The organism is Streptomyces sp. S4.7 (assembly GCF_010384365.1).
Taxonomy (GTDB): Bacteria; Actinomycetota; Actinomycetes; order Streptomycetales; family Streptomycetaceae; genus Streptomyces.
Map to the genome: position 1 here is coordinate 2,015,374 of NZ_CP048397.1, position 24,607 is coordinate 2,039,980.

A 24,607-nucleotide genomic window follows, 5' to 3' on the forward strand; every position below is an offset into this window, starting at 1 on the left:
GCGCGGATGCCCCCGGCGGTACGACCGAGCGCGCGGGCACCGGAGCGGCCCCCGCACCGGCGGAGCCCGCTGCCGGCGGTCCCGGCACCCACCGCACGAGCCACGACAGCGCCCCGCCCCGTCCTCCGGAGGGCGATGCCGACGCACCCGCGCACACCCGCGCGACCCCGGACCGGGGCCCCGCACCGACACGGCCCACCGGCGCCGCGCCAGTTCGCGCCTCCCGCAGCTTCCGGGCGCCGCAAGCCGGCCGCAGCAACGCCCTGCACGCCGGAGCCTGGTGGTTGTGGGCTCTCGGGCTGGCCGCCGCCGCCTCGCGGACCACCAATCCGCTGCTGCTCGGGCTCCTCGTCGGGGTGGCCGGGTACGTCGTCGCCGCCCGGCGGACCGACGCGCCGTGGGCCCGGTCGTACGGGGCCTTCGTCAAGCTCGGGCTGGCCGTCATCGTCGTCCGGCTGGTCCTCGCGGCCTTCCTCGGCTCACCGATCCCCGGCTCGCACCTGATCGTGACCCTGCCCGAACTGCCCCTGCCCGACTGGGCGAAGGGCGTTAGGATCGGGGGCCGCGTGACGGCCGAGCAGCTGGTGTTCGCGCTGTACGACGGCGCCAAGCTCGCCACGCTCCTCATCTGCGTGGGCGCGGCGAACGCGCTCGCCAACCCGGCCAGACTGCTCAAGTCCCTGCCGGGCGCGCTGTACGAGGCCGGTGTCGCCGTCGTCGTCGCCATGACCTTCGCGCCGAACATGGTCGCCGACGTCCTGCGCCTGCGCACCGCCCGCCGTCTGCGCGGCCGGCCGACCGGCGGGGTGAAGGCGATCCTCCAGATCGGACTGCCGGTCCTGGAGGGTGCGTTGGAGCGCTCCGTCGCCGTCGCCGCGTCGATGGACGCGCGCGGCTACGGCCGCACGGCCGCCGTACCCCCCGCCGTCCGCCGCACCACCACCGCACTGACCCTCGGCGGTCTGCTCGGCGTCTGCGCGGGATCGTACGGGCTCCTCGCCGCCGAGGGCGCCGGGTACGGTCTGCCCCTCCTCGGTATCGGGCTCGCCGCCGCGCTCGCCGGTCTGCTGCTCGGCGGGCGCCGTTCGGTCCGTACGCGCTACCGCCCCGACCTGTGGGGCGTCCGGGCCTGGCTGGTCGCGGGGTCGGGCGCGGCCGTCGCCGCGCTGATGATCCGGGCGAGCGCGTACGACCCCGCGGGCCTGTACCCCGGCGTCGTACCGCTCGTGGCACCCGGTCTGCCGCTCTGGCCCGCCGCCGGCATCCTGCTCGGCCTGCTCCCGGCCTTCGTCGCGCCCCTGCCCGCCACTTCCACCACCCCCGAGGAGAAGACCCGGTGATCCGGTTCGAGCAGGTGTCGGTGACCTACGCCGACGCGCCGGCCCCCGCCCTCGGCGCGTTGCGGGGGGTGGATCTCACCGTCCCCGAGGGCGAGTTGGTGCTGCTCGTCGGCCCCTCGGGGGTCGGCAAGTCCACCCTGCTGGGCGCGGTGTCCGGGCTCGTCCCCCACTTCACCGGCGGCCGCCTCCGCGGCAGAGTGACCGTCGACGGCCGCGACACCCGTACCCACAAGCCGCGCGAACTCGCCGATCTCGTCGGCACGGTGGGCCAGGACCCGCTCGCCCACTTCGTCACCGACACGGTCGAGGACGAACTGGCCTACGGGATGGAGTCGCTGGGCCTGGCCCCCGACGTGATGCGGCGCCGCGTCGAGGAGACCCTGGACCTGCTCGGTCTGGCCGAGCTGCGCGACCGCCCGATCGCCACGCTCTCCGGCGGCCAGCGGCAGCGCGTCGCGATCGGTTCGGTGCTGACCCCGCACCCCAAGGTGCTGGTCCTGGACGAGCCGACGTCCGCGCTCGACCCGGCGGCGGCCGAGGAGGTGCTGGCCGTGCTGCAACGGCTGGTGCACGACCTGGGCACGACCGTGCTGATGGCCGAGCACCGGCTGGAGCGGGTCGTGCAGTACGCGGACCAGGTCATCCTCCTCCCCGGCCCCGGCGAGGCGCCGGTCGTCGGCGAGCCGGAACGGATCATGGCCCTCTCCCCTGTCTGTCCGCCGGTGGTGGCGCTCGGCCGGCTGGCCGGCTGGGACCCGCTGCCGCTGTCCGTACGCGACGCGCGCCGCCGGGCGGCCGGTCTGCGCGAGCGGCTCGCCACGACGCCGCCCCCGTCGGCGCGCGACGCGACGCCGCCTCCCGTGGCACCGGGCGGGCGGCCCGCCGCCCCCCGTACCGCGCTCGGGCGCCTGCTGGGCCGTCGGCCACCGGAACCCCGGAACCCGGACACCGGAATCACGACCGTCAGCCGGCTCGCCGTACGGCGCGGCCGGATCGAGGCGCTGCGCGGCATCGACCTCACCGTGACCCCCGGCGAGACGATCGCCCTCATGGGCCGTAACGGCGCGGGCAAGTCGACGCTGCTCGCCACCCTCGTCGGCATGGTCGAGCCCTCGTCGGGCTCGGTCACCGTCGGCGGGCGGGCCCCGCACCGGACACATCCGCGCGAGCTGATCCGGCAGGTCGGCCTCGTCCCGCAGGAGCCGCGCGACCTGCTGTACGCGGACACGGTCGCCGCCGAGTGCGCGGCGGCGGACGCCGACGCGGGCGCGCCGCCCGGCAGTTGCCGCGCGCTGGTCGACGAACTGCTGCCGCAGGTGCCCGACGCGACGCATCCGCGTGACCTGTCGGAGGGGCAGCGGCTGGCGCTGGCGCTGGCGATCGTGCTGACGGGCCGGCCCCCGCTGCTGCTCCTGGACGAGCCGACGCGCGGCCTGGACTACGCGGCGAAGGCCCGCCTCGTGGACGTCCTGCGCGCGCTCGCGGCCGAGGGGCACGCGATCGTTCTGGCCACCCACGATGTTGAACTGGCCGCCGAACTCGCCCGCCGGGTCGTGATCCTGGCCGACGGCGAGATCGTCGCCGACGGGCCGACCCCCCAAGTGGTCGTCTCCTCACCGGCGTTCGCCCCACAGGTCACGAAGATCATGGCCCCGCAGGACTGGCTGACGGTCTCTCAGATACGCCGGGCACTGACAGCGGGCGGAACCGGCGCGCAGGATGCGCCCGACCGGGCCGGCACGACGGGTGCCCCCGGCACCACCGCCGGGACCGCAGCGACCGGCCGGACCGGCACGACGGCCGCACCCGGTGCGACGGGCACGACCCTCAGGGCGGACGAGCCCGGGACCTCCGACACGACGGGTACGCCCGGCACGACGGGTGCCCCCGGCACCAGCGGCACACCCCGCACCCGCGAGGATCCCGTATGAGCGCCGGTCCCGACCCCCAGGTCCGGGCCGTGCGGCTCGGGCCCCGTTCCGTCGCCGCGCTCGTGCTCGTCAGCGCGATCGGGGTGATCGCCTTCGGGTGGCCGCTGCTCGCCGACTCCGCCTCCGGGCTCGCCCACTCCCGGGACGCGCCCTGGCTCTTCGCCGTGCTGCTCCCCCTCCTGGTCGCCGTCGTCGTCGCGACGATCGCCGACTCCGGCCTGGACGCCAAGGCGGTCGCCATGCTGGGCGTGCTGGCCGCCGTCGGCGCCGCGCTGCGTCCGATCGGCGCGGGGACGGCCGGTCTGGAGCCGATGTTCTTCCTGATGGTGCTGAGCGGCCGGGTGCTGGGCCCCGGCTTCGGTTTCGTACTCGGCGCGGTCACGATGTTCGCCTCCGCGCTGCTGACCGGCGGCGTCGGGCCGTGGATGCCGTTCCAGATGCTGTCGATGGGCTGGTTCACGATGGGCGCGGGGCTGCTGCCGGGCCCGGACCGGCTGCGCGGACGCGGCGAGTCGCTGATGCTCGCCGCGTACGGGGCCCTCGCCGGCTTCGCGTACGGCACGATCATGAATCTCCAGGGCTGGACCTATATCGGCGGGCTCTCCTCCGGGATCTCGTTCCGGCCGGGCGACCCGGTCCACGAGAACCTGGTCCGCTTCCTGGCGTACTGCGCGGCGACATCGTTCGGCTGGGACCTGGGGCGGGCGGTGCTCACCGTCGTCCTGACACTGACGATCGGCGCCACCGTCCTCAAGGCGCTGCGCCGGGCCACCCGGCGGGCCGCGTTCGACGCGGAGGTCGCCTTCGAGGAACCGGCCGAACCCGCGCGCTGAGCCGGGCGTCGGGCGTCAGTCGGCGCGGCCCGGCTCCAACTCCAGTACCCCCACCGTCTGGTCCCCGCTCGTCTCCCCCGTCAGCCGGAACCCGAGCCCCAGATAGAAGCGTTCGGGCCCTTCGTCGCCCGGCTCCCACGTGACGGTCAGCCGGGTGCCGCCGCGCCGGCGGATCTCGGCGGCCACGGTCCCGACCGCGAAGCGGCCGTAGCCGCGCCCCTGTTCACCGGCCGCGATGTTGAGACGCCACAGGCCCGAGCGGATGTCCTTGCCCGTCCCGTCGCCCGCGAAGTCGATGTCGAAGAAGGCCATCAGGAAGCCGACGGTCCGGTCACCGTCGACGATGAGCCGGGGCCAGGCGACGCCCGGGTGGACGTACGCCTCGGCGAGGGACTTCACGACGGGGGCGACCAAGTGCCCCTGGTCGGGGCGGACCTTGACGCCGAGCGCGGCGTCGAGGTTGTCGGGGGTGATCTTCTCCAGCCGGAGCGCGGTTGTCATCCGAGAACGATAGAAGTCCGCGCCGAGCGATCAAGTGATATATCGGGCCGCCGACCTCGTGGCCGCGTCCCGCTCCCCCGGCCCGCTCTCGCCGTCCTCCTCCGGGTCCTCCCCGTCCGCGGTCCTCAGCCCCGTGACGGCTCCCGGCACTTCCACGGGCCCCGGCTTCAGCGTCGGCCGCACCGCACGCCGGAGCCTGCGCGGCCCCGACAGGACGTACGTGAGGGTGAAGCCCGCGCCCACGACGACCGCGCCGCCCACCGCGTCCAGCACCCAGTGGTTGGCCGTGGCGACGATCGCGCAGACGGTGAAGAGGGGGTGGAGCAGCCCCAGCAGCTTCATCCACATCTTGGGCGCCAGCAGCACGATCACGATCCCGCACCACAGCGACCAGCCGAAGTGCAGCGACGGCATCGCCGCGTACTGGTTGGTGATGGTGGTCATCGGACCGTAGTCCGGGTTCGCGAGGTCCTGCGGGCCGTGCACCGTGTCGATGTAGTCCAGGCCCGGCATCAGCCGCGGCGGTGCCAGCGGGTAGAGCCAGAAGCCGAGCAGCGCGAGCAGCGTGGCGAAGGCCAGCGAGGCGCGCGCCCAGCGGTAGTCGGCGGGCCGCCGTACGTACAGCACGGCGAGGATGGCCAGCGGCACGACGAAGTGGAACGAGGTGTAGTAGAAGTCGAAGAATCCTTCCGCCCAACTCGCCTTCACCACCGCGTGGTTGACCCAGTGCTCGATGTCGATGCCGAGCGCTTCCTCTATGGCGATGACCTGGTGGGCGTGCGACTCGGCGGCCTCGCGTCCACCGGTGGCGGCGGCCCGGATGTGCGAGTAGACGGAGTAGCCGACGCGGATGGCGAGCAGTTCGAGCAGCAGGTTCGGCCGGGTGACCAGGCGCCGCCAGAACGGCGCGAGCGGGACGCGTCTGAAGCGCGCGGCGACGGGCGTCGCGTACTCGGTCTCGATCGGCCGGTCGAAGTACGGCGACGTGCGCGTCTGGAAGGGTACGGCGCAGGCGGCGGCCAGGGCCGTGATCAGCAGCACGTTGTCCCGCACCGGGTGCAGGAGCGTCATGTTCGGCAGCATCATCTTGCCGGGCAGCGTCATGACTATCACCACGACCGCCGGCCACACGGGCCGGTCCGCGGCCCGGGTGCCGACCCGGCCGGCGAGCGCGAGCAGCAGCCACAGCAGCTGGTGCTGCCACGCGGTGGGTGACACGGCGACCGCCACGCAGCCGGTGATCGCGACGGCCAGCAGCAGCTGCCCGTCCAGGGCGTAGCGCGCGGCGCGCCGCAGCCCGACGAAGCAGACGGCCGCGGCCAGCACGGCGAACAGCGCGATCTCCAGGGGCCCTTCGAGGCCCATGCGCAACAGCGCGCCGTGCAGGGACTGGTTGGCGAGGCTGTCCGGGCTCTCGCCGAGGCCCGCGCCCGCGAGATGGCGGGTCACATAGGTCCAGGTGTCGCTCGGCAGCACCACCCAGGCGAGAGCGGTGCAGGCCGCGAACGTGCCGGCCGTGGTGACGGCCTGGCGTCTGCGGCCGGTGAGCCAGAGCAGCGGGGCGAACAGCAGCACCGCGGGCTGGAGGGCGGCGCCGAGACCGATGAGGACACCGGGGCCGGGTTCGCCCCGGTCGCCGCGCGCGACGAAGAACCCGAGGAGGACGAGAAGCACCGGGATGATGCTGGTCTGGCCGAGGTGGAAGCTGTTGCGGACCGGCAGGGACAGCATGAGCAGGCTGATGGCGACGGGAGCGGCGAGAAGCCTCGTACGGCGCGAGACGGGGCCCGGTACGGCGCGCGCGGCGACGAGGCCGAGTGCGACGACGAGCAGGAGTGTGCCGAGGGTCCAGGCGACCCCGAGGGCGTGTTCGGCGGCGCGGCCCAGTGGTTTGAGCACGAGGCCGGCGAAGGGGGTGCCGGTGAACTTCCCGCTCTCGTAGAGCGAGCCCGACACGTGCAGTACGCCGTTCTCCCCGATCCAGGTCTCCAGATCGAGCAGCCGCTCGCCGGGGGGCAGCCGCAGGACGGCCACCGCCTGCCGTACCGCGAGACCGGCCGCGAGGGCCCAGAGCACCGCGCGTGCGACTCCGTACCCGCTGCCTGTCACCGTGCTGCCCCGCACACCCTGCTCCGCATTCGCCACGCCGCGCCGACCCTCCGTTTCCAACCCTCGACCCTGGGTCATGAGCCTCGCATTCCCCCACTGTGGAGACTCAGGCAACCCCCTCTTCGCCTGAGTGTCATCCCTGTTTTGTCCAAATGCCGATGAAAGCACCGATGACACCACAGTCGACCGGCCGGGGCGCCGTGCCCCTCGGGTGCGGGGCCAGGAACCGTACCGGCGGCCGATGTCGTCTGAGGCGTTGGGTTGACGTGCCGGACGGACGGCGCGCGACACGGCTTGGGGGTACGGGGGATGCGGGGCATGCCGGGCATACGGGGCACGCGACGGGCTCGACGGGCGCTTCTGGTGGTGTGCGCGCTGTTGTTGACACAGCTCGGGTCGCTGATCGCTCCGGCGTACGCGTGCGGCTGTGGCGCGATGGTGCCGGGCCGCCAGTCCACGATGGGGGTCGACCGGGAGACGTCGGTGGTGCGTTGGGACGGTGCCACGGAGCAGATCGTGATGCGTTTCACGGTGAACGGGAACGCGCCGGAGGCCGCGTGGATCATGCCGGTGCCGGGCCGCGCGGAGGTGGAACTGGGCGATGCGGATCTCTTCGCCGAACTCGACGCCCTCACCGAGCCGGAGCGCCGTACCCGCCACTACTTCTGGCCGCGCGACGACGACTGGCCGTTCACCCCGGACGGCGACGGCCTGTCGGCCGGGGCGCCGCCGCCGGGCGACGCGGCGCCCCCGGTCGGGGTCGTCGGCCGCGAACGCCTCGGGGACTTCGACGTGGCACGCCTGGCGGCGACGGACCCCGGCGCACTGCGGGACTGGCTGGAGACGAACGGCTTCGAACTCCCGGTGGACCTCGCGGCGGGGCTGAGGCCGTATGTGGACCAGGAGTGGGAGTACGTCGCGGTGCGGCTGGCCCCGGAGGAGGACGGCGCGACCCTGCGCGGGACGCTCGACCCGCTGCGGCTGACCTTCGAGAGCGACCGGCTGATCTACCCGATGCGCCTGTCCCGTCTGGCGGACCAGCCCCAGTCGCTGGGCCTGTACGTGCTGGCCGACCACCGGATGGAACCGCGCGCGTCGATCGGCGGGGACGAGCCGGAGATACGTTTCGCGGGCCGGGTCTCGGCCGGGGACTCACCGGCGCTGGGTGAACTGGCGGGCGAGGGAGGGACGTTCCTCACCGCGATCGACCAGTACTTCCCGCGCCCCGAACGCATCGACGCGGACCACGAGTTGCGCGCGACGGCATCGGACACGCCGTACCGGCGGGTGTACTACGACGACGAGCTGCGCATGTTCGCGGGCGTCCCGGCGTGGCTGGCGACGGTGGGCGGCGCGTTCGTGGCGCTGACGCTGCTGGTGGTGGGCTCCGCGGTGCTGCGGGTACGGCGCCGGGCGGCCGGCACGGCGCCGCGCCAGTGACTCCGGCGCCCGCCGAAAGGCGTTTGGCGCGGCACGGGAGGGGCCCTACTGTGGCGCGATGACGACTCGGATGATCATTCTCAACGGCGGTTCTAGTTCGGGGAAGTCCGGGATCGTACGGTGTCTACAGGCCGTACTGCCGGACCCGTGGCTCGCGTTCGGGGTCGACTCGCTGGTCGACGCCATGCCCGCGAAGATGCACGGATCGGCCGAGGGGATCGAGTTCGCCGCGGACGGCCGAGTAGAGGTCGGGGCGCGGTTCGCGGCCCTGGAGGCGGCCTGGGCGGAGGGCGTGGTGGCCATGGCCCGCGCGGGCGCCAGGGTCGTCACCGACGACGTCTTCCTCGGCGGACCGGCGTCCCAGCGGCGTTGGGAGAAGGCTGTGGGCGGGATGGAAGTGCTGTGGGTCGGCGTCAGATGTGACGCCGCGGTCGCGGCGGGCCGCGAGATCGCCCGGGGAGACCGGGCCCGCGGAATGGCCGAGTCACAGGCGGAGCTGGTCCATGAGGGCGTGCGCTACGACCTGGAGGTGGACACGACGCACACGGAGTCCCTCAGCTGCGCGCGAACGATCGCGTCGCGCGTCGCGCCCGTCGCCCGACTCTCCCCCGGGCTCGACCCCCACCGCGGTCGGTAGGGTCGGGGTAGGCACGTCTCAGGGGGCGAATGGTGACATCGGCACGGCGTGGTCCCTACTTCTGCGGCATCGACGCGGCGATGGACGTGGTCAGCGGCAAGTGGAAGTCCCTGATCCTCTGGGAGTTGCACCACTACGGCGTACGCAGGTTCGGCGAGCTCCGGCGCGGTCTGCCGGGTGTCAGCGAGAAGATGCTGATCCAGCATCTGCGGGAGATGGAGGAAGACGGGCTCGTGCATCGTGAGGTGTACCGGGAGGTGCCGCCGAAGGTCGAGTACTCCCTGACGGAGCACGGCGTCTCGCTCAACACCGCCCTGACCTCCCTGGGGGAATGGGGCACCGAACGCATACGGCGGATCGGGGCCGAGAAGATCTCCGCCGACGCGGCCGCGACCGCGACCGCACGGCGATGGAAGCGGTCGGGGGCCGCGGAGGCGCTCTCCGCGCAGCGTGCGGATCGCCCGGGTCGCGAACAGCGCCATGCGGCCCCCGTGCCATGACGCCGGGGGGCAGGTACCGATCGGTACCTGCCCCCCGGCGTGGAGAGACCAACCACGCGTCACTCCCCCACCACCGGCCCGCGAGGCGCACTCGCCTGCCAGGCCGTGAACAGGGGCACCTCGCCCGTGCCGTCCAGGACCACCACGCCGAACGGCCGGTCGAAGGCGATCGGCGCCACGCGCGGCGGCCGGGACATCCCGGCCGCCCGCATCATGATCACCGTCACCGCCGCCGCCTCGACGCCCAGTTCGGCGACCTTGACCACCGCTTCCTGGACGACCTTCTCGATCTTGAGCGGTTCCGGCGACAGGGCCGAGAAGTCCGCGTGGTCGGTCGTCGCGTACCTCACTCCGAGCGCCGCCAGTTGGGGCGTGATCTCCATCGTCGTACGGAGTTCGAGCCGCGGCAGCGCGACGGCGATCATCTCCGTGTCGATCGGGGCGCGGCGCTCCTTAGGCGCCCATCCGGCGGCGAGGACGTCCGCCGCCCTCGCGCCCTCCTCCCCCAGCACGAACCGCACGCGTACTGCGGACTCGCCGCCCTCGCAGCGCAGTTCGACCACCTGCGTGCCCTCCACCGTCCATCCGGAGCCCGCACCGAGGTGCTGGTGCATGGTCGGTACCCGACTCACCGATCCGGCCGCGTCCGTGAAGGGCCGGTCGGAGGTGGCGTTCCCCTCGAAGGGCATGGCCCAACGCGCCTTCAGCGCGAGGACGTTGACCAGGGCGAGCAGGGAGTTCTCGTCGATCTCCACCGGCAGTTCCTCGATCAGCCCGCCGGTCGCCTCCCGTACCCACGCGTCGATCTCGGCCGGGTCCATGTGCCCGAATCGGATGTCGGGCAGCGCTTCGCGGTACGCGCGGTAGACCGGGGTACGGCTCCACACCCGGGTGGCCACGCCCAGTTGTCGGGTCCCCGCGAGCGCTCTGGCGCTGTCTGTCACGGCCCCGGCGACACCTCCTTCGGCGACGTCCGTCCCGTCGAGCCCCAGCAGCGCCTCCAGCTCCCCGGCGGTCTCCCCCCGCGCCCCCGCGGTCACCGCGCCGAGCGCCAGCCACAGTCCGGCGGGCGAGCAGACGAAGTCGCCGTCCACCGCGTGCTGTTCACCTTCGCCGCGCACCCGCAGCCATCGCTCGGCGAGTGCCCGCATCGCCCCGGCATGTGTCGTCAGTCCTGTCGCCTGTCCCATGCCTCGACCCTACGACGGGCACCACCCGCCCGTCGGAGCCCGACCCCGCCCCCCGGCATGCCAAGGTTGACCGCAGAGGTCCCACCGACCGGCCGGAGGCGCCGTGACCGGGCGGACGAAGTCGCGCGCGATCACACCCGACTGCCCGGCCCCGGAGGCTCTGGCCGCGTTCTACCGGCAGGCCACCGGCTTCGAGCCGCATCCGGGGTCGTTGGGCGCGGCGAAACCGGATCACCAACCCCATGACGGATGGCGGGTCTTCACCGATCCGGCCGGGCACCCCTTCTGCGCCGTGCTGCGGGCCCGACCGCCAACCGTGGTCAACAACAGGGCTGTTGAGCACAGGACATCGCCGGACGGACCGCAATCGGTCCGTCCGGCGATCGAGGTCGGCCGTGTCCCAACACGGCTTCCTCGGCTTCTCAGATCCGGAGCAGCCGCTCCGTGACCTCGCGATAGCTCCGCAGCGCGAGCCGCAGATCCTCCGTGTCGGCCGTCGACGCGCCGTTCCCGCCGCCGCCCGCGTCCCAGCTGTCGCGCAGATGGCGGGGCCGTTCGGCGAGGGCCGTCGTAAGGCGCTTGGCCGTCTCCTCCAGTACGTCCGCCGCTTCCTCGACCGAGCGCCTGGGCCCGTCGATGAAGGTGGACAGGGCCTCCTGGAGGCGCAGGTTCAGCCTGTCGCACTCGTCCTGGGGGATCAGCCGGGGCGTCTGCGCCGGGGTGGACTCCGGCGTACGGCCGGGCACCGTCTCGCGCGCGGGCGCGCTCTGCGCCCCGGTGTCCCGGACCTCCGCCTCGTGCACGGGGTCCTGGACCGGAACCGCGAACGGATCCTTCTCCGGCCGCGCCGCGCTCGCGGGCGCTGCCTCGGGCGCTGCTTCGGACGGTGTCGCGGGCGCTGTGCCCGGCGGCGTCACAGGAGGCGCGACGGGCGGGGGCGCCGTGGGCCTCGCGGGCCGGCGCCCGGCGTCACGGCCGACACCGGCAGCGGCGGCCGGGTCGGACTCGGACAGCGGCACGACAGGCGTCGCGGGCTTGCTTCCGCGCTCGCTCCTGAGCGCGCGTTCCACCTTGCCCGCCACCGTCCGCCGGTCCTTGTCGGGCTCGTGCCCGGCGTCACCGGGGTCACCGGGGTTCTTCGCGTCCTTGGCCTCGTACGGGTCGTACGTCATCACACGCCACTTCCTTTGGGCCTCAGTGCGGCACTCCGGCCGGGGATGCCGGGACGGTGCCGGGGGCTGTCCTCCTTGGAGTCCAGGACCAGCCGTTCGAAGAGCTGACGGGCCTGGACCATCGCCTCGCGCAGTTCCTCGGTGCTCGCGTCGTGACCGGCGTCGGAGGCCGCGTGGTGCACCCGGCGGTAACCGTCCACCTGGTGCGCGTGGTGCACGGACAGGGCGTCGATGTGCTGGGAGTGCTCGTCCGCGTCCGGGAAGCCGCGGTCGGCCGCCAGCCGGGCGATCAGCTTGTCGGCCTCGACGACGGCCTGTCGCGGCGAGTCGACGAAACGCTCCTGGAGACCGGCCCAGTGGGCGACGTACTGGTCGCGCGCTTCGGCGGGCAGGGGGCGCGGACGCAGGTCGCCGTGGCGCCTGACCCGCTCGGTCAGCTCGTTCTCGGCGGCCTTGGCATCACCGTGGTGCCGGTTGACGGCGCGTTCGTACTCGGGGCCGAACCGCCGCTTCAGTCCGGCGCGTCCGCCACCCTTGCCGGTCCCGTACAGGACGGCGGCGACAGCGACGGCGATCACCACGATCAGCGCGACGACGATCAGGACAGTGGACATGGTGGCCTTCCTGGATTCGGCTCGTGTCTGTTGAACTCGTGTCTGGTGAACGGGCGCTCGGTGAATCGGGTTGCCCGGAATCAGCGGTCCAAACAGCACGGGTCCCGCCCGCGAGGATGACCATGGGCCGGAGCGCCCCGCACGCACCGTGTCCCCGGCGGTTCACACCGCGTGATCGCCGCGCGCCTGCGCCCCGTTGGGCCGTTCGGCGTCCGATCCGCACAACTCGGCGCTCAACTCCCGTACCAGCTCGGTCAGATCGGTCGGCCGCTCCGGCCCCCACCAGTCGCCCAGCAGCTGGGACAGCGACTGCTCCCGTGCCCGCGCCAGTACCTCCGCGACCTCCAGGCCCTCTTCGGTGAGGACCAGCCCCACGCCGTCCCGGCGGGCCAGGCCGCGCTCCTCGATCTGCCGGGACGCGTCGTTGACGACCGTCAGCGGTACGGGGGTGGCGTCGGCGAGGCGTGCGGGGTCGACCACCCCGTGCCGCCTGATGCGCAGCAGCATCCAACTGGCCGCCGGGTGCAGGTCGTACCCCGCCTTCTCGGTGATCGTCTCGTAGATCCGCCGGCGTCCTTCACGGGTGCCGAGCACGGAGAGCATGCGGGCGCACTCGTCGCGCGAGGAGCGTTCGACCGGATTGCTGGCCAGGGTCTCGCTCGCCTCGGGGGCGGTGACCGAGCCGCGCAACTTGTCCTCCTTGACGAACCAGGCGACGACGAAGGCCACCAGGACGACGGGCACGGCGTACAGGAAGACGCTGGTGATCGACGACGAGTACGCGTCGAGCACCCCGGACCGCAGCGCGGGCGGCAGTCCGCCGACGGACCGGGGGTCGGCGGCGAGGTCGCCTGGGCTCATGCCGGGCGGGAGCCGCTGTCCGGCGAGCGAGTCGGTGAGCTTGTTCCGGAGCAGGTTGGTGAAGATGGTGCCGAAGATGGCGACACCGAACGAGGCACCGATGGAGCGGAAGAAGGTCGCGCCGGCGGTGGCGACGCCCAGGTCCTCGTAACGGACGGAGTTCTGCGCGACCAGCACGAGCACCTGCATGACGAGTCCGAGACCGGCGCCGAAGACGAGGAAGTACGCACTCATCTCCCAGGTGCCGCTGCTCACTTCGAGCTGGTGGAGCAGCAGCAGTCCGACCGCGATGATGCCCGTGCCGAGGACGGGGAAGACCTTCCAGCGGCCGGTACGGCTGACGATCTGGCCCGAGACGGTGGAGGTGATCAGCAGCCCGAACACCATCGGCAGCATGTGCACACCGGACAGGGTGGGTGAGACGCCCTGCACGATCTGGAGGAACGTCGGCAGATAGGTCATGGCGCCGAACATGGCGAACCCGACGATGAAGCTGATGACGCAGACGAGCGAGAAGGTCCTGATACCGAAGAGTCCGAGGGGCAGTACGGGCTCCGCGGCCCGCCGCTCGACCCGGAGAAAGAGGACCAGCAGGATCACGGCGAGTACGGCGAGGCCGATGATCTGGGCGGAACCCCAGGCCCAGGTGGTGCCGCCGAGCGAGGCGACGAGGACCAGGCAGGTGGCGACGGAGGCGATGAGCAAGGTGCCGAGGTAGTCGATGGTGTGCTTGGTGGAGCGCACCGGGATGTGCAGGACGGCGGCGATGACGGCCAGGGCGACGACACCGATGGGCAGATTGATGTAGAAGACCCAGCGCCAGCTCAGATGCTGGGTGAACAGCCCGCCGAGCAGCGGGCCCAGGACACTCGTGGCGCCGAAGACGGCGCCGAACAGGCCCTGGTACTTGCCGCGTTCGCGCGGTGAGACGATGTCGCCGACGATCGACATCGACAGCACGATGAGGCCGCCGCCGCCGAGGCCCTGGAGGGCGCGGAAGATGATGAGCTCGGCCATGCTCTGGGAGATTCCGCAGAGGGCCGAGCCGATGAGGAAGATGACGATCGCCGTCTGGAAGAGTCTTTTGCGGCCGTACTGGTCGCCGAGCTTGCCCCACAGCGGGGTGGCGGCGGTCGAGGCGAGCAGATACGCGGTGACGACCCAGGACAGATGGTCGAGGCCGCCGAGATCGCTGGCGATGGTGGGCAGCGCGGTCGAGACGATGGTCTGGTCGAGGGCGGCGAGCAGGAGACCGAGCAGCAGAGCACCGATCGACACGAAAATGGTCCGACGGCTCAGGCCCTCGCCCGGTACGGGACTCGTGGGCGGGGTGCTCACTTCCTGAGCCATGGGCATCTCCTCGGGTCTGCGCCTGCACCCATCCTCATTGCTCTGCCCGTGTATGGCCTGTTATGTCCTGCCGAACGCGGCCATGGACGACGGTCGGCGGACGTGGCGGCCGACCGCGCGGGGGCGGGCTGCATAATCGCTGACAGCCCAAGGGAGGGGACCCACATTGACCGGACAGCTCTGTCCCGAATGCGGTACGCCGCGGGACGCGTACGGCCGATCGGGCGCCGGCTGCGACTGCCCCGAGCGGTCGGCGGCAGCGGCGGCCGAGGGCTTCGACCCACTGCGGATACGCCCGTACGTGGCGCTGGAGGACCCGAACGACGCCGTACCGTCCATCCCGCCACCGCTGCCACCGCCACCGCGCGACACGACACCGTCCATCCCGCCGCCCCCGCCGCTGTACGGCGGCGACCGGTCGGAGGGCAGCGATCCCACGGAGACGATGCAGCTGTCGCTGCCGGGACTGCGCACGACGGGGCCGCGGCCGGCGGTCGATCCGGAGAACACGGGCGGACGCAGGACGTTCGCGATGGTGGCGCTGGCGGCGGCGGCCGTGGCGGTGATCGGCACGGCTTCGTTCGCCGGGGGCCTGTTCACCGGTGACGACGGCGGGGACGGGGCGACCTCCGATCTGAATTCGGGGCTGTCGACGGCGAGCGTGGAGCCGGATCCGTCGGCGTCCGCCACGAAGCCGGGGTCGGCGTCGGCGAGCGCGTCGGCGAGCGCGTCCGCGAGTGCGTCCGCGACGAAGCCGGCCACGAGCGCGCCGCCGTCGCCGACCGCGAAGCCCCCGGCGCCAAGCGTCGCCGCGACGAAGGCGCCGGCGCCGGACGGCGCGGCGACGACCGAGGAGGCGGGCCCGGGGCTGCGGCGCGGGGACAGCGGGCCGGAGGTCGAGGAGCTTCAGCGGAGGCTGTCGGAGGTCTGGCTCTACAACGACGGCTACGACGGCCGGTACAGCGACCGCGTGGAGGCGGCGGTCCGTATCTACCAGTCGTACAAGAGCATCGAGGGCGACCCGAGCGGTGTGTACGGCCCCAGCACCCGGCGCGCGCTGGAGGCGGAGACCAGCGGGCAGGGCCGGGAACAGGGCGGGGGCGGGCCGGGCGGCGGGTCCGGCGGCGGGCCGGGCGGAAACGGCCCCGGAGGCGGACCGGGCCGGGGAGAGGACTGGCGGGACTGACGGCACCGACCGCGGGCACCGGACCGGCCTCGCGTCGGCGTGCCGAGTGGAGGGGGCCGGGGTGGCGTGATTCCCCACCCATTTTGTATATTCATTGAACAAAGCGGTTCCCGTCCGTGTCCCTGACCGGCGGGCGGGAGCCGCTCTTGTCTGTGCTCTTCCCCTGCTTGGAGTCCGCCGATGCCGGCCAACGCCCCGACCACGACGACATCCGTCCTGACCGCCCGCGCGCTACTGCTCGACATGGACGGGACCCTCGTCAACTCCGACGCCGTCGTCGAACGCTGCTGGCGCCGCTGGGCGATCGAGCACGGACTGGACCCGGAGGAGGCGCTGAAGGTCGTCCACGGCCGCCAGGGCTATCTGACGATGGCGGTACTGCTGCCGGACCGGCCGATGGAGCAGAACCTCGCCGACAACCGCGTGATGCTCGCGCAGGAGACGGCGGACCTGGACGGGGTGGTCCCGATCACCGGCGCCCCCGCGTTCATGGCGGCGATCGCGGCACTGCCGCACGCCCTGGTGACCTCGGCGGACGAAGCCCTCGCCACCGCGCGCCTGACCGCGTCCGGCCTCCCGATCCCCTCGACGCGCGTGACGGCCGAACACGTCTCCGCGAGCAAGCCGGACCCGGAGGGCTTCCTGAAGGCCGCCGCGGAACTGGGCGTCGACCCGGCGGACTGCCTGGCCCTGGAGGACTCCGACGCGGGCATCACGGCGGCGTTCGCGGCGGGGATGCGGGTGCTGGGCGTGGGCCCGCGGGCCGCGGCCCTGTCCCCGACGGCCCACACCGAGGACCTCACGGACGTCAGGGTGACGTCGCTCCCGGACGGCACGATCCGGATCCACGTCGGCGGCCGGGGCGTGTCCGGGATGTAGCGCCGTCCGCCCCAGGGGCGGGGCCCGCGGCGGCCGGCGCGGTGCGTCGCGAGGCGCGAAGGGGCACCGCGGCCCACCACCACGTCCCGTTCGGCGTGATGCGGCGTCCGGCGGTGCGTACCGCCACCACGTACATGAGCACGACGAAGACCAGCAGCGCCGGCAGGGACTCGACGACCCACCCGATCACCAGGGAGACCGCGCCGAGTTGGAGCGCCGCGCGCACCCCCGCCGTAGCGATCTCACGCCCCCGTCCGAGATGCGTGAGCGCGGCCGTACCGGCCGCCGCGACCAGCAGAACGGCCACGACGACCCCGAACGTGACATCGATTCTCAGCAGCATGTGCCATACCGGCCCTGCTCCATGACGGACATTTTTGCCTCTCCGTCAGATAACTCCCCCTCACGGGGCATTGACACCGGCCGAGTCTGAGGTCGGAAGCCCCAAAGCTCTTGATGTGACGTGCCCATGTCGTCACCCTGTTACCTGGTGCCCACCTCGCGGCAATCCGGCGCCACCACCATGGCCTTCGGGCCCCGACCCCACAACGGATTCCGAACGGCCGGTTTCCCCCCACGACAAGGGAGTTCGCATGTCAGGTATCTACGCGCGTCAAGCCCGTCCCGCCCGCCGAATAGCCGGCATGGCAGCCTCCGTCGCCTTCATCTCGGCCACGGCGCTGCTCGTCGCCCCGTCCCCCGCCCAGGCGTCCCCGCCCACTCCCATCGCCGCCTCCACCGCCCGTACTTACCTCGGTCAGCTGACCGAGCGCGCCGAAGGCTCCTCCAGCGGCTACAGCCGCGACCTGTTCCCGCACTGGATCACGCAGTCGGGCGCCTGCGACACCCGCGAGACCGTGCTCCAGCGGGACGGTTCGAACGTCGTGACGAACTCCAGCTGTGCGGCGACGAGCGGCAGTTGGTACTCCGAGTACGACGGCGCCACCTGGACCGCCGCCGGCGACGTGGACATCGACCACATGGTGCCGCTCGCCGAGGCGTGGACCTCCGGCGCCAGCGGCTGGTCGACCGCCCAGCGCCAGACCTTCGCCAACGACCTCAGCCAGCCGCAGCTGATCGCGGTCACCGACAACGTCAACCAGTCCAAGAGCGACCGTGACCCGGCGGAGTGGATGCCGCCGAGCGCCTCGTACCACTGCATGTACGCCCGTATGTGGGTGGACGTGAAGCACCACTACGACCTGAGCGTCGACTCCGCGGAGAAGGCCAAGCTCCAGAGCGTCCTGAACGGCTGCTGAGCGGCGCGCCGGAGCCGGCCGCGCTTGAGATCACAGACCGGAAACTGGTCGGCCCCCTCCGTCGTTCCGTACCGTACGGGGCGACGGAGGAGGCACCATGACCGGGCTGCGCCTGGGACCACTGCTGCGCTATGTCGACGGGGAATCCGCCGGCACGGCCACGATCTGGGTCGAGACGGACGGGCCGTGCACGGCCGAGGTCCGCTGCGAGGGCGGCGCGTACGGCTCGTCGCGCACGTTCCTGATCGCCGGGCACCACTACGCCCTGATCCCGGTGACGGGGCTGGCCCCGGGCACCGCGGCCGCGTACGAGGTCCTGCTGGACGAGCGCCGTGTCTGGCCGCCCGAGGACTCGACGCTCCCGGCGAGCGTGATCCGTACACCGGCCGCGTTCTCCCCGGAGACCGGGACGGACCCCGCCGCGGACGCCCGGCGCCCCAGGAGCACCGCGAGCGCGCAGAGCACCGCGCCCGGCGGAGCGGCCCCCGCGCCCGAGCTCCGCGTCTCCTTCGGCTCCTGCCGCTGGGCCTCCGCGCCGGTCGGCGAGCCCGACCCGGTGGGACCCGACGCCCTCCACACCCTCGCCGCGACCCTCGCGGCCGACCCCGGCGCCGTACCTCCCGACGTCCTGCTCCTGCTCGGCGATCAGGTGTACGCGGACGAGACGTCGACGGCCACCCGCCGCCGGCTGGCCGAGCGCCGCGATCTGTCCGAACCACCGGGCGCGGAGGTCGCCGACTACGAGGAGTACACCCGCCTCTACGACGAGTCGTGGAGCGACCCCGAGGTGCGCTGGCTGCTCTCGACCGTCCCGAGCTGCATGATCTTCGACGACCACGACGTGATAGACGACTGGAACACCAGCGCGTCCTGGGTCGCCGAGATGCGTACGAAGCCATGGTGGCGCGAGCGCATCCTGAGCGGTCTGATGTCGTACTGGGTGTATCAGCACCTCGGCAATCTCTCCCCCGCCGAACTGGCGACGGACAAGCTGTACGCCGCCGTAAGGGGGGAGGCGGACGGCACCGGCCGGCTGCGGGAGTTCGCCGCCGAGGCCGACGCCGATCCGGCCCGTGTGCGCTGGAGCTACCGGCGCGACTTCGGCCGGACGCGGCTGCTGATGGTCGACTCTCGGGCGGCCCGCGTCCTGGAGGAGGGACAGCGGGAGATGCTGGACGCGGAGGAGGCCCGGTGGGTGCGTGACCAGGCACTGACCGATCCCGGCGAACGCGACCACCTCCTCATCGGCACCTCCCTGCCCTGGCTGCTGCCGCCGCTGGTGCACGACGCGGAGAGCTGGAACGCCGCGCTGGCCCGTGGCGAGCGCGGGAAGCGGTGGGCGCGTTTCGGCGAGGCTCTGCGCCGCGGGGCGGATCTGGAGCACTGGGCGGCGTTCCCCACGTCGTTCGAGAAGCTGGCGGGGCTGATCGCCGAGGCGGGCGAGGGGCCCGACGCGCCGGCGACGGTCTGTGTGCTGTCGGGCGATGTGCACCACGCGTACGTCGCCGAGCCGGCCTGGCGTACGGCGCAGCCCCGGTCGCGGGTCGTCCAGCTCACCTGCTCCCCCGTGCACAACTCCATCCCGCTCTCGATCCGCCTCGGTTTCCGGTTCGGCTGGAGCAGGGTGGGCCGGCGCCTGGGACGCGCCTTCGCCCGGCACGGGCGGGTGGACGCGCCGTCCGTCACCTGGGGGAAGACCGGCGGCCCTTGGTTCGGTAACCAGCTGATGACGCTGACGTTGCGGGGACGCGCGGCGCGGCTGAGCCTGGTCCAGGCGCAGATACGGGACGGCGAGCCGCAGGCGGGGGCGCGGCTCGTGACCGTGGACGAACGGGAACTGGCCACCGAGTAGCCCCGGTGACCCCGAAGCCCTCTCAAAGCCGTCAACTCGCCCCGGTTGGCGGCTTTTTGACACCCTCCGCACCGCCATGCCCGGTTCCTCCGTACCGGCCATTGGTCCACCCGCGTCCCGACGAATCGGATCTCCGTCGCAGTCGCGACAAGCCGATCGGAACCGGCAGGTCAGAGCGCACGGACCGGATTCGCTCCGGAGAACGGACCCGAGGCCGAGAAAGACCCGTCCGCAGGATGTTGAACTTGCAAGCATTCCTTAGGGCTGCCCGACGTGAAGGCTCTCCTCGGTTACGTCCCGAACCGAAGGAGCCCCACCCCCCATGTACACACGTCTCAACCATGCGCAGCCGTACGCCCTCGGACTCTTCCGAATGGTGATCGGACTGCTCTTCGCCTGCCACGGCGCCGCGACACTCTTCGGCGTCCTCGGCAAGCAAGCCCTCCAGGCCGGCAGCTGGCCCGGCTGGTACGCGGCGGTCATCCAGCTCGTAGGAGGCAGCCTGGTCCTTTTCGGCCTGGGAACCAGGGTCGCCGCGTTCGCGGCCTCGGGTTCCATGACCTACGCGTACTTCAACGTCCACCAGCCCGACGGGCTGTTCCCCATGGAGAACGGCGGCGAGGCCTCGGCGATCTTCTGCTGGACCTTCCTGCTCATCGTCTTCAACGGTCCCGGCGCGCTCTCGCTGGACCGGCTCATCGGCGCGCGCGGCACACGCGAGCCGGAGCACCGGGACCGGCCCACGGCGGTGACCGTCTGACCCACACCCGGACGGCCGGCCAACCCGGCCGGCCGAGCGGCACACGGGCGCCCGGATCCCGTTTCGACGGGGTCCGGGCGCCCGTGCGTGGGCAAGATCCGGCACACACCGAGTTTCGGCCATTCCCGGATCTCGGCCATTGCAGAAACAGGAGGTGGACAACACCCGCCCCGTGGGAAGGTGGTCCACCACACAGGCGTACGCTGTATGGCTGACAGCCGCCCCCGCGTTCGCCTCGCGCGAGGGGTCCGGCGGTCACGGGGGTACGAGGCCGGGGGATTTCGGCTTCGTTACGGAAACGGGGAATGTAACAGTGCTGGAGAGTCTGGGCGCGCTGACCGGCAGCCCATGGATCTACGCCGTGGTGGCGCTCTCCGTGCTCCTGGACGTGTTCCTGCCCGTGCTGCCCAGTGGCGTGCTGGTGATCACGACCGCCACGGCGGCGGCAGCGGGGACCTCGGCGGTGGCCGACGCGGCCGGCAAGGTGTCGCACGTGGCGCATGTGCCGCAGGAGGTGCCTTCGCTCCTCGTCCTGATGGTGTGCGCGGCCGTCGCCTCCGTGATCGGCGACTTCGTCGCGTACCGCCTCGCCTGGCGCGGCGGGGACCGGCTTGCCCGCGCGATCGCGCGCTCGCGCCGGCTGACCAGCGCGCAGGAACGTCTCGGCGCGTCCCTCACCGGCGGCGGGATCCTCGTCGTGATCGCCCGCTTCGTACCGGCGGGCCGCTCGGTCGTCTCACTGAGCGCGGGAGCCGCGCACCGCAAGGTGAAGGAGTTCCTGCCCTGGTCGGCGCTGGCGGCCGTGGCATGGACCGGCTACAGCGTGGGCCTCGGCTACTTCGGCGGCCAGTGGCTGGGCGCGAGCTGGTTCGGCGCGGCGGTGTCCGTGCTGGCGCTGTTCGCGGCGGGGGTGGTGGCCGCGTACATCGTCCGCCGACCGTCACGCCGCCGCGACGCGGCGCGCGAGAGCGCACCGGCACCGGCCCAGACGCCGACGACATCGCCGTCCCCGGCGGTCTGAGCCCCCGGCCACCGCCGCCCGCCCGTCGTTCCTCAGGTGCGGGCCGCGCCCCGCACCTCGATGCCGTCGAGCAGCCGCATCGTGGACGCGGTGATCTCGTCGACGGCCCGGTCGAACACCTCACGGTTGTGGGCGGCGGGCGCGCGGAAGCCGGAGACCTTGCGCACGTACTGGAGGGCGGCGGCCCTGATCTCCTCCTCGGTGGCCTCTTCGGGGATGACGGGCGGACGAAGAGTCTTGATGCTGCGGCACATACCTCCAGTGTGACCGATCACCGCTCGTGGTGGGTTCAGAATCAGAACTGATGACTTCTGCCGCATGACGACTGTCGACCTCACCACGATGTCCGGCCTGGAACTGCTGCGCTGGGCGGCCGGGCAGCCCACGGACCGCCCCTCCGTCGGACGGCTCCTCGGCATGACCTTCGACGAACTGGACGAGGGCCGTGTCGTCCTGTCGCTCAGCACCAAGCCCGACTTCGCCAACCCGCTGGGCTCGGTGCACGGCGGCATCGCGGCGACGCTGCTCGACTCCGCGCTGGGCTGCGCGGTGCACACGACACTGCCGGCGGGCGTCGGTTTCACCACGCTGGAGCTGAAGGTGAACTACATCCGCACCGTCGCCGTGGACGCGGGACGGCTCACGGCGGTGGGCACGACGATCCACGTCGGAAGGCGGACGGCGACGGCGGAGGGCCGGGTCACGGACGAACGCGGCAAACCGATCGCCCACGCGACGACGACCTGCATGATCCTGCGCCCCGAAGGCCACCCCACGGCCTAGGTGATATCCGGAAAGTCCCGCCTGGCCCGCGACGCCCGGCACGGCACCTCTCCCCCGTGCCCCCCGAGAGGGGCACCGAAGGTGCCCCTGCGTTGTCGGAGTCGGCCGAGTGCGGCCGGTCCATCCACCACACCGATCTTCCGCCCTGCGATGCACCGCGCCGGCCGCCGCCGGGCCCCGCCCCGCGGGCGGACGGCGCTACATCCCGGACACGCCTCGGCGGGTGTCCGTCCGATCCGGCCGACCCGCAAGTCCGGGCCCGGCCCGGCCAGGACCTGTCTTCGAACTGGCGCCGTCCGCCCGCGGGGCGGGGCTCACGGCGTCCGGCGTGTGATCGCAAGACGGCGGATCGCATCCGTACCGGGCGTACTCGGGCGAGTCCGACAACGCAGCGGGCGTGCGTGCCAGACGCCGTGAGCCAGACGCCAGTGTGAAGACAGGACCTAGTAGTGCTTGGTCATGTTGGTGCGGGGTCTGGCATGTCGCGGTGACAGGTGGGGCAGGCGCCGGTCCAGGTCGCGAGGAGTCTCTGCAGCTCGCGGACGACTCGGTAGAGGCTCAGGCCGACGCCGTCTCTTTTGGGGATCTGTTCAGTCGCTGCAGGGTGCAGAAGGCGTGGGCGACCGAGACGAGGGTGACGTGGTGGTGCCAGCCTGGCCAGGTCCGGCCCTCGAAGTGGGACAGGCCCAGGGCCTGTTTCATCTCGCGGTAGTCGTTCTCGATGCGCCAGCGGAGCTTCGCGGTGCGCACGAGGACGGGCAGCGGGGTGGTTGCGGGCAGGTTGGAGAGCCAGAACTGCACGGGCTCGTCCTGGTCGGCGGGCCATTCGGCCAGCAGCCAGCGGACCGGAAGCTCGGCGGTGGCCGCGGCCTTGCGGATCTCGCGTCCGGCGGGCCGGATCCGCAGGGCCACGAAGCGCGAGTACATGCGCTTGAATCCGCTGCGGCCGCTGCCCGGCCGTGATCCCTCCCTCCACTGCACCGGCCGCGCGGAGGATTTGCCGGCCGCGATGACCAGGCTCTTCACTCGCTGGGCCGGCTCGGGGTAGGAAGGAACCGGATGTGGGCCGCGGCCGGAGTAGGCCGGGGTGCACGGTTGTGCGTCCTCGGGTTGCGCGGTGGTCGTGGTCGAGATGCCCACCACGTAGTCGAGACCGCGTTCTTCCAGGCCGAGCCGGAAGGCTGCGGTGTCCCCGTAGCCGCCGTCGGCGATGACCTGGGGCACCTCGATGCCCCAGGACCGCGTCTCGTCGATCATGTCGAGGGCCAGCTGCCACTTCTCGACATGCCCCACCTGGGCAGGGATGGCGCACTTGTCACGGCGGGCCACTTTGGCCCGGTCGGCCTTGGGCGAGGCGGGATCCCAGCTCCCGGGCAGGAACAGACGCCAGTTCACCGCCGCGGAGGCTCCGTTGGAGGCCAGGTGGAGCGAGACTCCGGCCTGGCAGTTGGTGACCTTGCCCGCGGTGCCGGTGTACTGCCGGGTCACGCACGCCGACGCGTCCCCGTCCTTGAGGAACCCGGTGTCATCGATGACCAACGAGGTGGGTTTGATGACCGGCTGCATGCGCCAGGCCAGGCGGGCCCGCACATGCGCCGCATCCCACGGGCTGGAGGTGACGAAGTGGGCCAGGGCCTGCCGGTTCCCGTCCTCGCCCAGGCGGGCGGCCATCGGCTCCACCGACTTGCGCCCGCCGTCCAGCAGCAGGCCCCGCAGATAGACCCCGCCCCACCGACGCTGATCCGCCCGCGCGAACGGCTCGAACATCTCCGCCGCGAAGTCCTCCAGATCACACCGGACCGCAGCCAATTCCTCACTCAGCACACACGGTCAACGACACGACCGATCAAGAAGACACGCCATCACAAACCACACATGACCAAGCCCTACTAGGAGCCGACGCGCCCCGCCCGTGAGATCTCGCGGGGGCCAGCCCCGTGCTCGGGCCGCAGCGTCGGCCGTACGTCTCGCGGGTCGATCGTCTCGCCGCAGTCGGGGCAGGCCAGTTCGGGCGTCATCGTGTGCCCGCACGGCTCGTGGCGCAGCCGTACGGGCGGACCGTCGTCGCCCGCCATCCACCGGTCGCCCCACGCGAGGAGCGACACGATCACGGGATACAGGCCGACGCCCTTCTCCGTGAGCCGGTACTCGTACCGCTCCGGCCGCTCCTGATACCGCACCCGCCGCAGCACCCCGTGTTCCACGAGCGTGGTCAGCCGCTCGGTGAGCAGGGGCCGTGACGCGCCCGTGTTCGCCCGGAAGTCCTCGAACCGCCTCACGCCGAGGAACGCGTCACGCAGCACGAGCAGCGTCCAGCGGTCCCCCACCACCGACAGCGCCCGCGCGACCGAGCAGTCGACCTCACCGATCTCGTTCCACCGCATGCGTT

21 protein-coding genes and 2 pseudogenes are annotated in these 24,607 nt (G+C 72.4%); 13 read left to right on the top strand and 10 right to left on the bottom strand.

Annotated elements, in window-relative coordinates; all coding sequences use genetic code 11:
- Positions 1 to 263: 263 nt before the first annotated feature.
- From SSPS47_RS08880 to SSPS47_RS08890, 3 genes and pseudogenes are all read left to right on the top strand, one after another.
- Positions 264 to 1,340 carry an energy-coupling factor transporter transmembrane protein EcfT gene (locus SSPS47_RS08880; RefSeq protein ID WP_164254457.1) on the top strand — a complete coding sequence of 359 codons (1,077 nt, stop codon included), beginning with the start codon at positions 264 to 266 and terminating at the stop codon, positions 1,338 to 1,340.
- Positions 1,337 to 3,034 (top strand): annotated as a pseudogene (locus SSPS47_RS08885) (ATP-binding cassette domain-containing protein); the annotation flags it as partial. The gene SSPS47_RS08880 and the pseudogene SSPS47_RS08885, both read left to right, overlap by 4 nt.
- Before the next feature lie 233 nt (positions 3,035 to 3,267).
- Entirely contained in the window at positions 3,268 to 4,104 is an 837-nt protein-coding gene (locus SSPS47_RS08890; RefSeq protein WP_164250060.1) for an ECF transporter S component, read from the top strand.
- A gap of 15 nt (positions 4,105 to 4,119) precedes the next feature.
- Here the strand turns inward: SSPS47_RS08890 and SSPS47_RS08895 are convergent, their stop codons facing one another.
- Positions 4,120 to 4,605, bottom strand: a complete 486-nt coding sequence (locus SSPS47_RS08895; protein WP_164250062.1) for a GNAT family N-acetyltransferase — start codon at positions 4,603 to 4,605, stop codon at positions 4,120 to 4,122.
- Positions 4,606 to 4,635: 30 nt separating this feature from the next.
- Positions 4,636 to 6,750 carry a bifunctional glycosyltransferase 87/phosphatase PAP2 family protein gene (locus SSPS47_RS08900; RefSeq protein WP_239064818.1) on the bottom strand — a complete coding sequence of 705 codons (2,115 nt, stop codon included), beginning with the start codon at positions 6,748 to 6,750 and terminating at the stop codon, positions 4,636 to 4,638.
- A gap of 282 nt (positions 6,751 to 7,032) precedes the next feature.
- On the opposite strand from SSPS47_RS08900, the gene SSPS47_RS08905 reads away from it, so the two are divergent.
- From SSPS47_RS08905 to SSPS47_RS08915, 3 genes are read left to right on the top strand one after another with little or no spacing between them, the layout of a single operon-like run.
- Positions 7,033 to 8,154 (top strand): DUF2330 domain-containing protein, encoded by a 1,122-nt coding sequence (locus SSPS47_RS08905; RefSeq protein ID WP_239064819.1) that lies wholly within the window; start codon positions 7,033 to 7,035, stop codon positions 8,152 to 8,154.
- Positions 8,155 to 8,212: 58 nt separating this feature from the next.
- Complete coding sequence (gene cpt / locus SSPS47_RS08910) at positions 8,213 to 8,791, top strand: chloramphenicol phosphotransferase CPT (RefSeq protein WP_203557806.1); 579 nt, start codon at positions 8,213 to 8,215, stop codon at positions 8,789 to 8,791.
- A 29-nt stretch (positions 8,792 to 8,820) separates the two neighbouring features.
- Positions 8,821 to 9,291: a helix-turn-helix domain-containing protein gene (locus SSPS47_RS08915; RefSeq protein ID WP_239064820.1), complete on the top strand. Its 471-nt coding sequence runs from the start codon at positions 8,821 to 8,823 to the stop codon at positions 9,289 to 9,291.
- 59 nt (positions 9,292 to 9,350) lie between these two features.
- Here SSPS47_RS08915 and SSPS47_RS08920 read toward each other — a convergent pair whose 3' ends face one another.
- The 4 genes from SSPS47_RS08920 to SSPS47_RS08935 all read right to left on the bottom strand — a co-directional run bounded on the left by SSPS47_RS08920 (position 9,351) and on the right by SSPS47_RS08935 (position 14,478).
- A complete protein-coding gene (locus SSPS47_RS08920) occupies positions 9,351 to 10,481 on the bottom strand; it encodes a serpin family protein (RefSeq protein ID WP_164250066.1) in 1,131 nt (376 codons plus the stop codon).
- A 422-nt stretch (positions 10,482 to 10,903) separates the two neighbouring features.
- Entirely contained in the window at positions 10,904 to 11,653 is a 750-nt protein-coding gene (locus SSPS47_RS08925) for a hypothetical protein (protein ID WP_164250068.1), read from the bottom strand.
- On the bottom strand, positions 11,653 to 12,267 hold the full coding sequence (locus tag SSPS47_RS08930; protein WP_164250070.1) for a hypothetical protein: 615 nt from the start codon (positions 12,265 to 12,267) through the stop codon (positions 11,653 to 11,655). Before SSPS47_RS08930 ends, SSPS47_RS08925 begins: the two co-directional genes overlap by 1 nt.
- 162 nt (positions 12,268 to 12,429) lie before the next feature.
- On the bottom strand, positions 12,430 to 14,478 hold the full coding sequence (locus SSPS47_RS08935; RefSeq protein ID WP_164250072.1) for an MDR family MFS transporter: 2,049 nt from the start codon (positions 14,476 to 14,478) through the stop codon (positions 12,430 to 12,432).
- Between the two features lie 166 nt (positions 14,479 to 14,644).
- Between SSPS47_RS08935 and SSPS47_RS08940 the strand changes: the two genes are divergently transcribed.
- Both SSPS47_RS08940 and SSPS47_RS08945 read left to right on the top strand, forming a co-directional pair.
- Positions 14,645 to 15,664 (top strand): peptidoglycan-binding domain-containing protein, encoded by a 1,020-nt coding sequence (locus SSPS47_RS08940; RefSeq protein WP_203557807.1) that lies wholly within the window; start codon positions 14,645 to 14,647, stop codon positions 15,662 to 15,664.
- Positions 15,665 to 15,844: 180 nt separating this feature from the next.
- Positions 15,845 to 16,543 carry an HAD-IA family hydrolase gene (locus tag SSPS47_RS08945; RefSeq protein WP_164250074.1) on the top strand — a complete coding sequence of 233 codons (699 nt, stop codon included), beginning with the start codon at positions 15,845 to 15,847 and terminating at the stop codon, positions 16,541 to 16,543.
- A gap of 52 nt (positions 16,544 to 16,595) precedes the next feature.
- Here the strand turns inward: SSPS47_RS08945 and SSPS47_RS08950 are convergent.
- Positions 16,596 to 16,886, bottom strand: a pseudogene (locus SSPS47_RS08950) (ABC transporter permease); the annotation flags it as partial.
- A gap of 250 nt (positions 16,887 to 17,136) precedes the next feature.
- Here SSPS47_RS08950 and SSPS47_RS08955 point away from each other — a divergent pair.
- The 4 genes from SSPS47_RS08955 to SSPS47_RS08970 all read left to right on the top strand — a co-directional run bounded on the left by SSPS47_RS08955 (position 17,137) and on the right by SSPS47_RS08970 (position 21,435).
- Positions 17,137 to 17,802, top strand: a complete 666-nt coding sequence (locus SSPS47_RS08955) for an HNH endonuclease family protein (RefSeq protein ID WP_164250078.1) — start codon at positions 17,137 to 17,139, stop codon at positions 17,800 to 17,802.
- A 97-nt stretch (positions 17,803 to 17,899) separates the two neighbouring features.
- On the top strand, positions 17,900 to 19,654 hold the full coding sequence (locus SSPS47_RS08960) for an alkaline phosphatase D family protein (RefSeq protein WP_164250080.1): 1,755 nt from the start codon (positions 17,900 to 17,902) through the stop codon (positions 19,652 to 19,654).
- Positions 19,655 to 19,976: 322 nt separating this feature from the next.
- The gene (locus tag SSPS47_RS08965; protein WP_164250082.1) at positions 19,977 to 20,414 is read left to right on the top strand and encodes a DoxX family protein; all 438 of its coding nucleotides are present in this window, start codon (positions 19,977 to 19,979) and stop codon (positions 20,412 to 20,414) included.
- Positions 20,415 to 20,727: 313 nt separating this feature from the next.
- Positions 20,728 to 21,435, top strand: coding sequence for a VTT domain-containing protein (locus SSPS47_RS08970; protein ID WP_164250085.1), 708 nt, complete (start codon positions 20,728 to 20,730; stop codon positions 21,433 to 21,435).
- Between the two features lie 32 nt (positions 21,436 to 21,467).
- Here SSPS47_RS08970 and SSPS47_RS08975 read toward each other — a convergent pair whose 3' ends face one another.
- Positions 21,468 to 21,689 carry a DUF2277 domain-containing protein gene (locus SSPS47_RS08975; RefSeq protein ID WP_164250087.1) on the bottom strand — a complete coding sequence of 74 codons (222 nt, stop codon included), beginning with the start codon at positions 21,687 to 21,689 and terminating at the stop codon, positions 21,468 to 21,470.
- 64 nt (positions 21,690 to 21,753) lie between these two features.
- Here SSPS47_RS08975 and SSPS47_RS08980 point away from each other — a divergent pair, with 64 nt between their 5' ends.
- Complete coding sequence (locus SSPS47_RS08980; protein WP_164250089.1) at positions 21,754 to 22,218, top strand: PaaI family thioesterase; 465 nt, start codon at positions 21,754 to 21,756, stop codon at positions 22,216 to 22,218.
- Positions 22,219 to 22,776: 558 nt separating this feature from the next.
- Here the strand turns inward: SSPS47_RS08980 and SSPS47_RS08985 are convergent.
- Both SSPS47_RS08985 and SSPS47_RS08990 read right to left on the bottom strand, forming a co-directional pair.
- The gene (locus tag SSPS47_RS08985; protein WP_203558047.1) at positions 22,777 to 23,985 is read right to left on the bottom strand and encodes an IS701 family transposase; all 1,209 of its coding nucleotides are present in this window, start codon (positions 23,983 to 23,985) and stop codon (positions 22,777 to 22,779) included.
- A 122-nt stretch (positions 23,986 to 24,107) separates the two neighbouring features.
- Positions 24,108 to 24,602 carry a helix-turn-helix domain-containing protein gene (locus SSPS47_RS08990; RefSeq protein ID WP_164250093.1) on the bottom strand — a complete coding sequence of 165 codons (495 nt, stop codon included), beginning with the start codon at positions 24,600 to 24,602 and terminating at the stop codon, positions 24,108 to 24,110.
- Positions 24,603 to 24,607 lie beyond the last annotated feature (5 nt).

Bases quoted from the DNA above. Each gene is read 5' to 3' on its own strand.
- SSPS47_RS08890 (WP_164250060.1), top strand. From the start codon at position 3,268: ATGAGCGCCGGTCCCGACCCCCAGGTCCGGGCCGTGCGGCTCGGGCCC.
- SSPS47_RS08895 (WP_164250062.1), bottom strand. From the start codon at position 4,605: ATGACAACCGCGCTCCGGCTGGAGAAGATCACCCCCGACAACCTCGAC.
- SSPS47_RS08905 (WP_239064819.1), top strand. From the start codon at position 7,033: ATGCCGGGCATACGGGGCACGCGACGGGCTCGACGGGCGCTTCTGGTG.
- cpt (WP_203557806.1), top strand. From the start codon at position 8,213: ATGACGACTCGGATGATCATTCTCAACGGCGGTTCTAGTTCGGGGAAG.
- SSPS47_RS08915 (WP_239064820.1), top strand. From the start codon at position 8,821: ATGGTGACATCGGCACGGCGTGGTCCCTACTTCTGCGGCATCGACGCG.
- SSPS47_RS08920 (WP_164250066.1), bottom strand. From the start codon at position 10,481: ATGGGACAGGCGACAGGACTGACGACACATGCCGGGGCGATGCGGGCA.
- SSPS47_RS08925 (WP_164250068.1), bottom strand. From the start codon at position 11,653: ATGACGTACGACCCGTACGAGGCCAAGGACGCGAAGAACCCCGGTGAC.
- SSPS47_RS08930 (WP_164250070.1), bottom strand. From the start codon at position 12,267: ATGTCCACTGTCCTGATCGTCGTCGCGCTGATCGTGGTGATCGCCGTC.
- SSPS47_RS08935 (WP_164250072.1), bottom strand. From the start codon at position 14,478: ATGGCTCAGGAAGTGAGCACCCCGCCCACGAGTCCCGTACCGGGCGAG.
- SSPS47_RS08945 (WP_164250074.1), top strand. From the start codon at position 15,845: ATGCCGGCCAACGCCCCGACCACGACGACATCCGTCCTGACCGCCCGC.
- SSPS47_RS08955 (WP_164250078.1), top strand. From the start codon at position 17,137: ATGTCAGGTATCTACGCGCGTCAAGCCCGTCCCGCCCGCCGAATAGCC.
- SSPS47_RS08960 (WP_164250080.1), top strand. From the start codon at position 17,900: ATGACCGGGCTGCGCCTGGGACCACTGCTGCGCTATGTCGACGGGGAA.
- SSPS47_RS08965 (WP_164250082.1), top strand. From the start codon at position 19,977: ATGTACACACGTCTCAACCATGCGCAGCCGTACGCCCTCGGACTCTTC.
- SSPS47_RS08975 (WP_164250087.1), bottom strand. From the start codon at position 21,689: ATGTGCCGCAGCATCAAGACTCTTCGTCCGCCCGTCATCCCCGAAGAG.
- SSPS47_RS08980 (WP_164250089.1), top strand. From the start codon at position 21,754: ATGACGACTGTCGACCTCACCACGATGTCCGGCCTGGAACTGCTGCGC.
- SSPS47_RS08985 (WP_203558047.1), bottom strand. From the start codon at position 23,985: ATGTTCGAGCCGTTCGCGCGGGCGGATCAGCGTCGGTGGGGCGGGGTC.
- SSPS47_RS08990 (WP_164250093.1), bottom strand. From the start codon at position 24,602: ATGCGGTGGAACGAGATCGGTGAGGTCGACTGCTCGGTCGCGCGGGCG.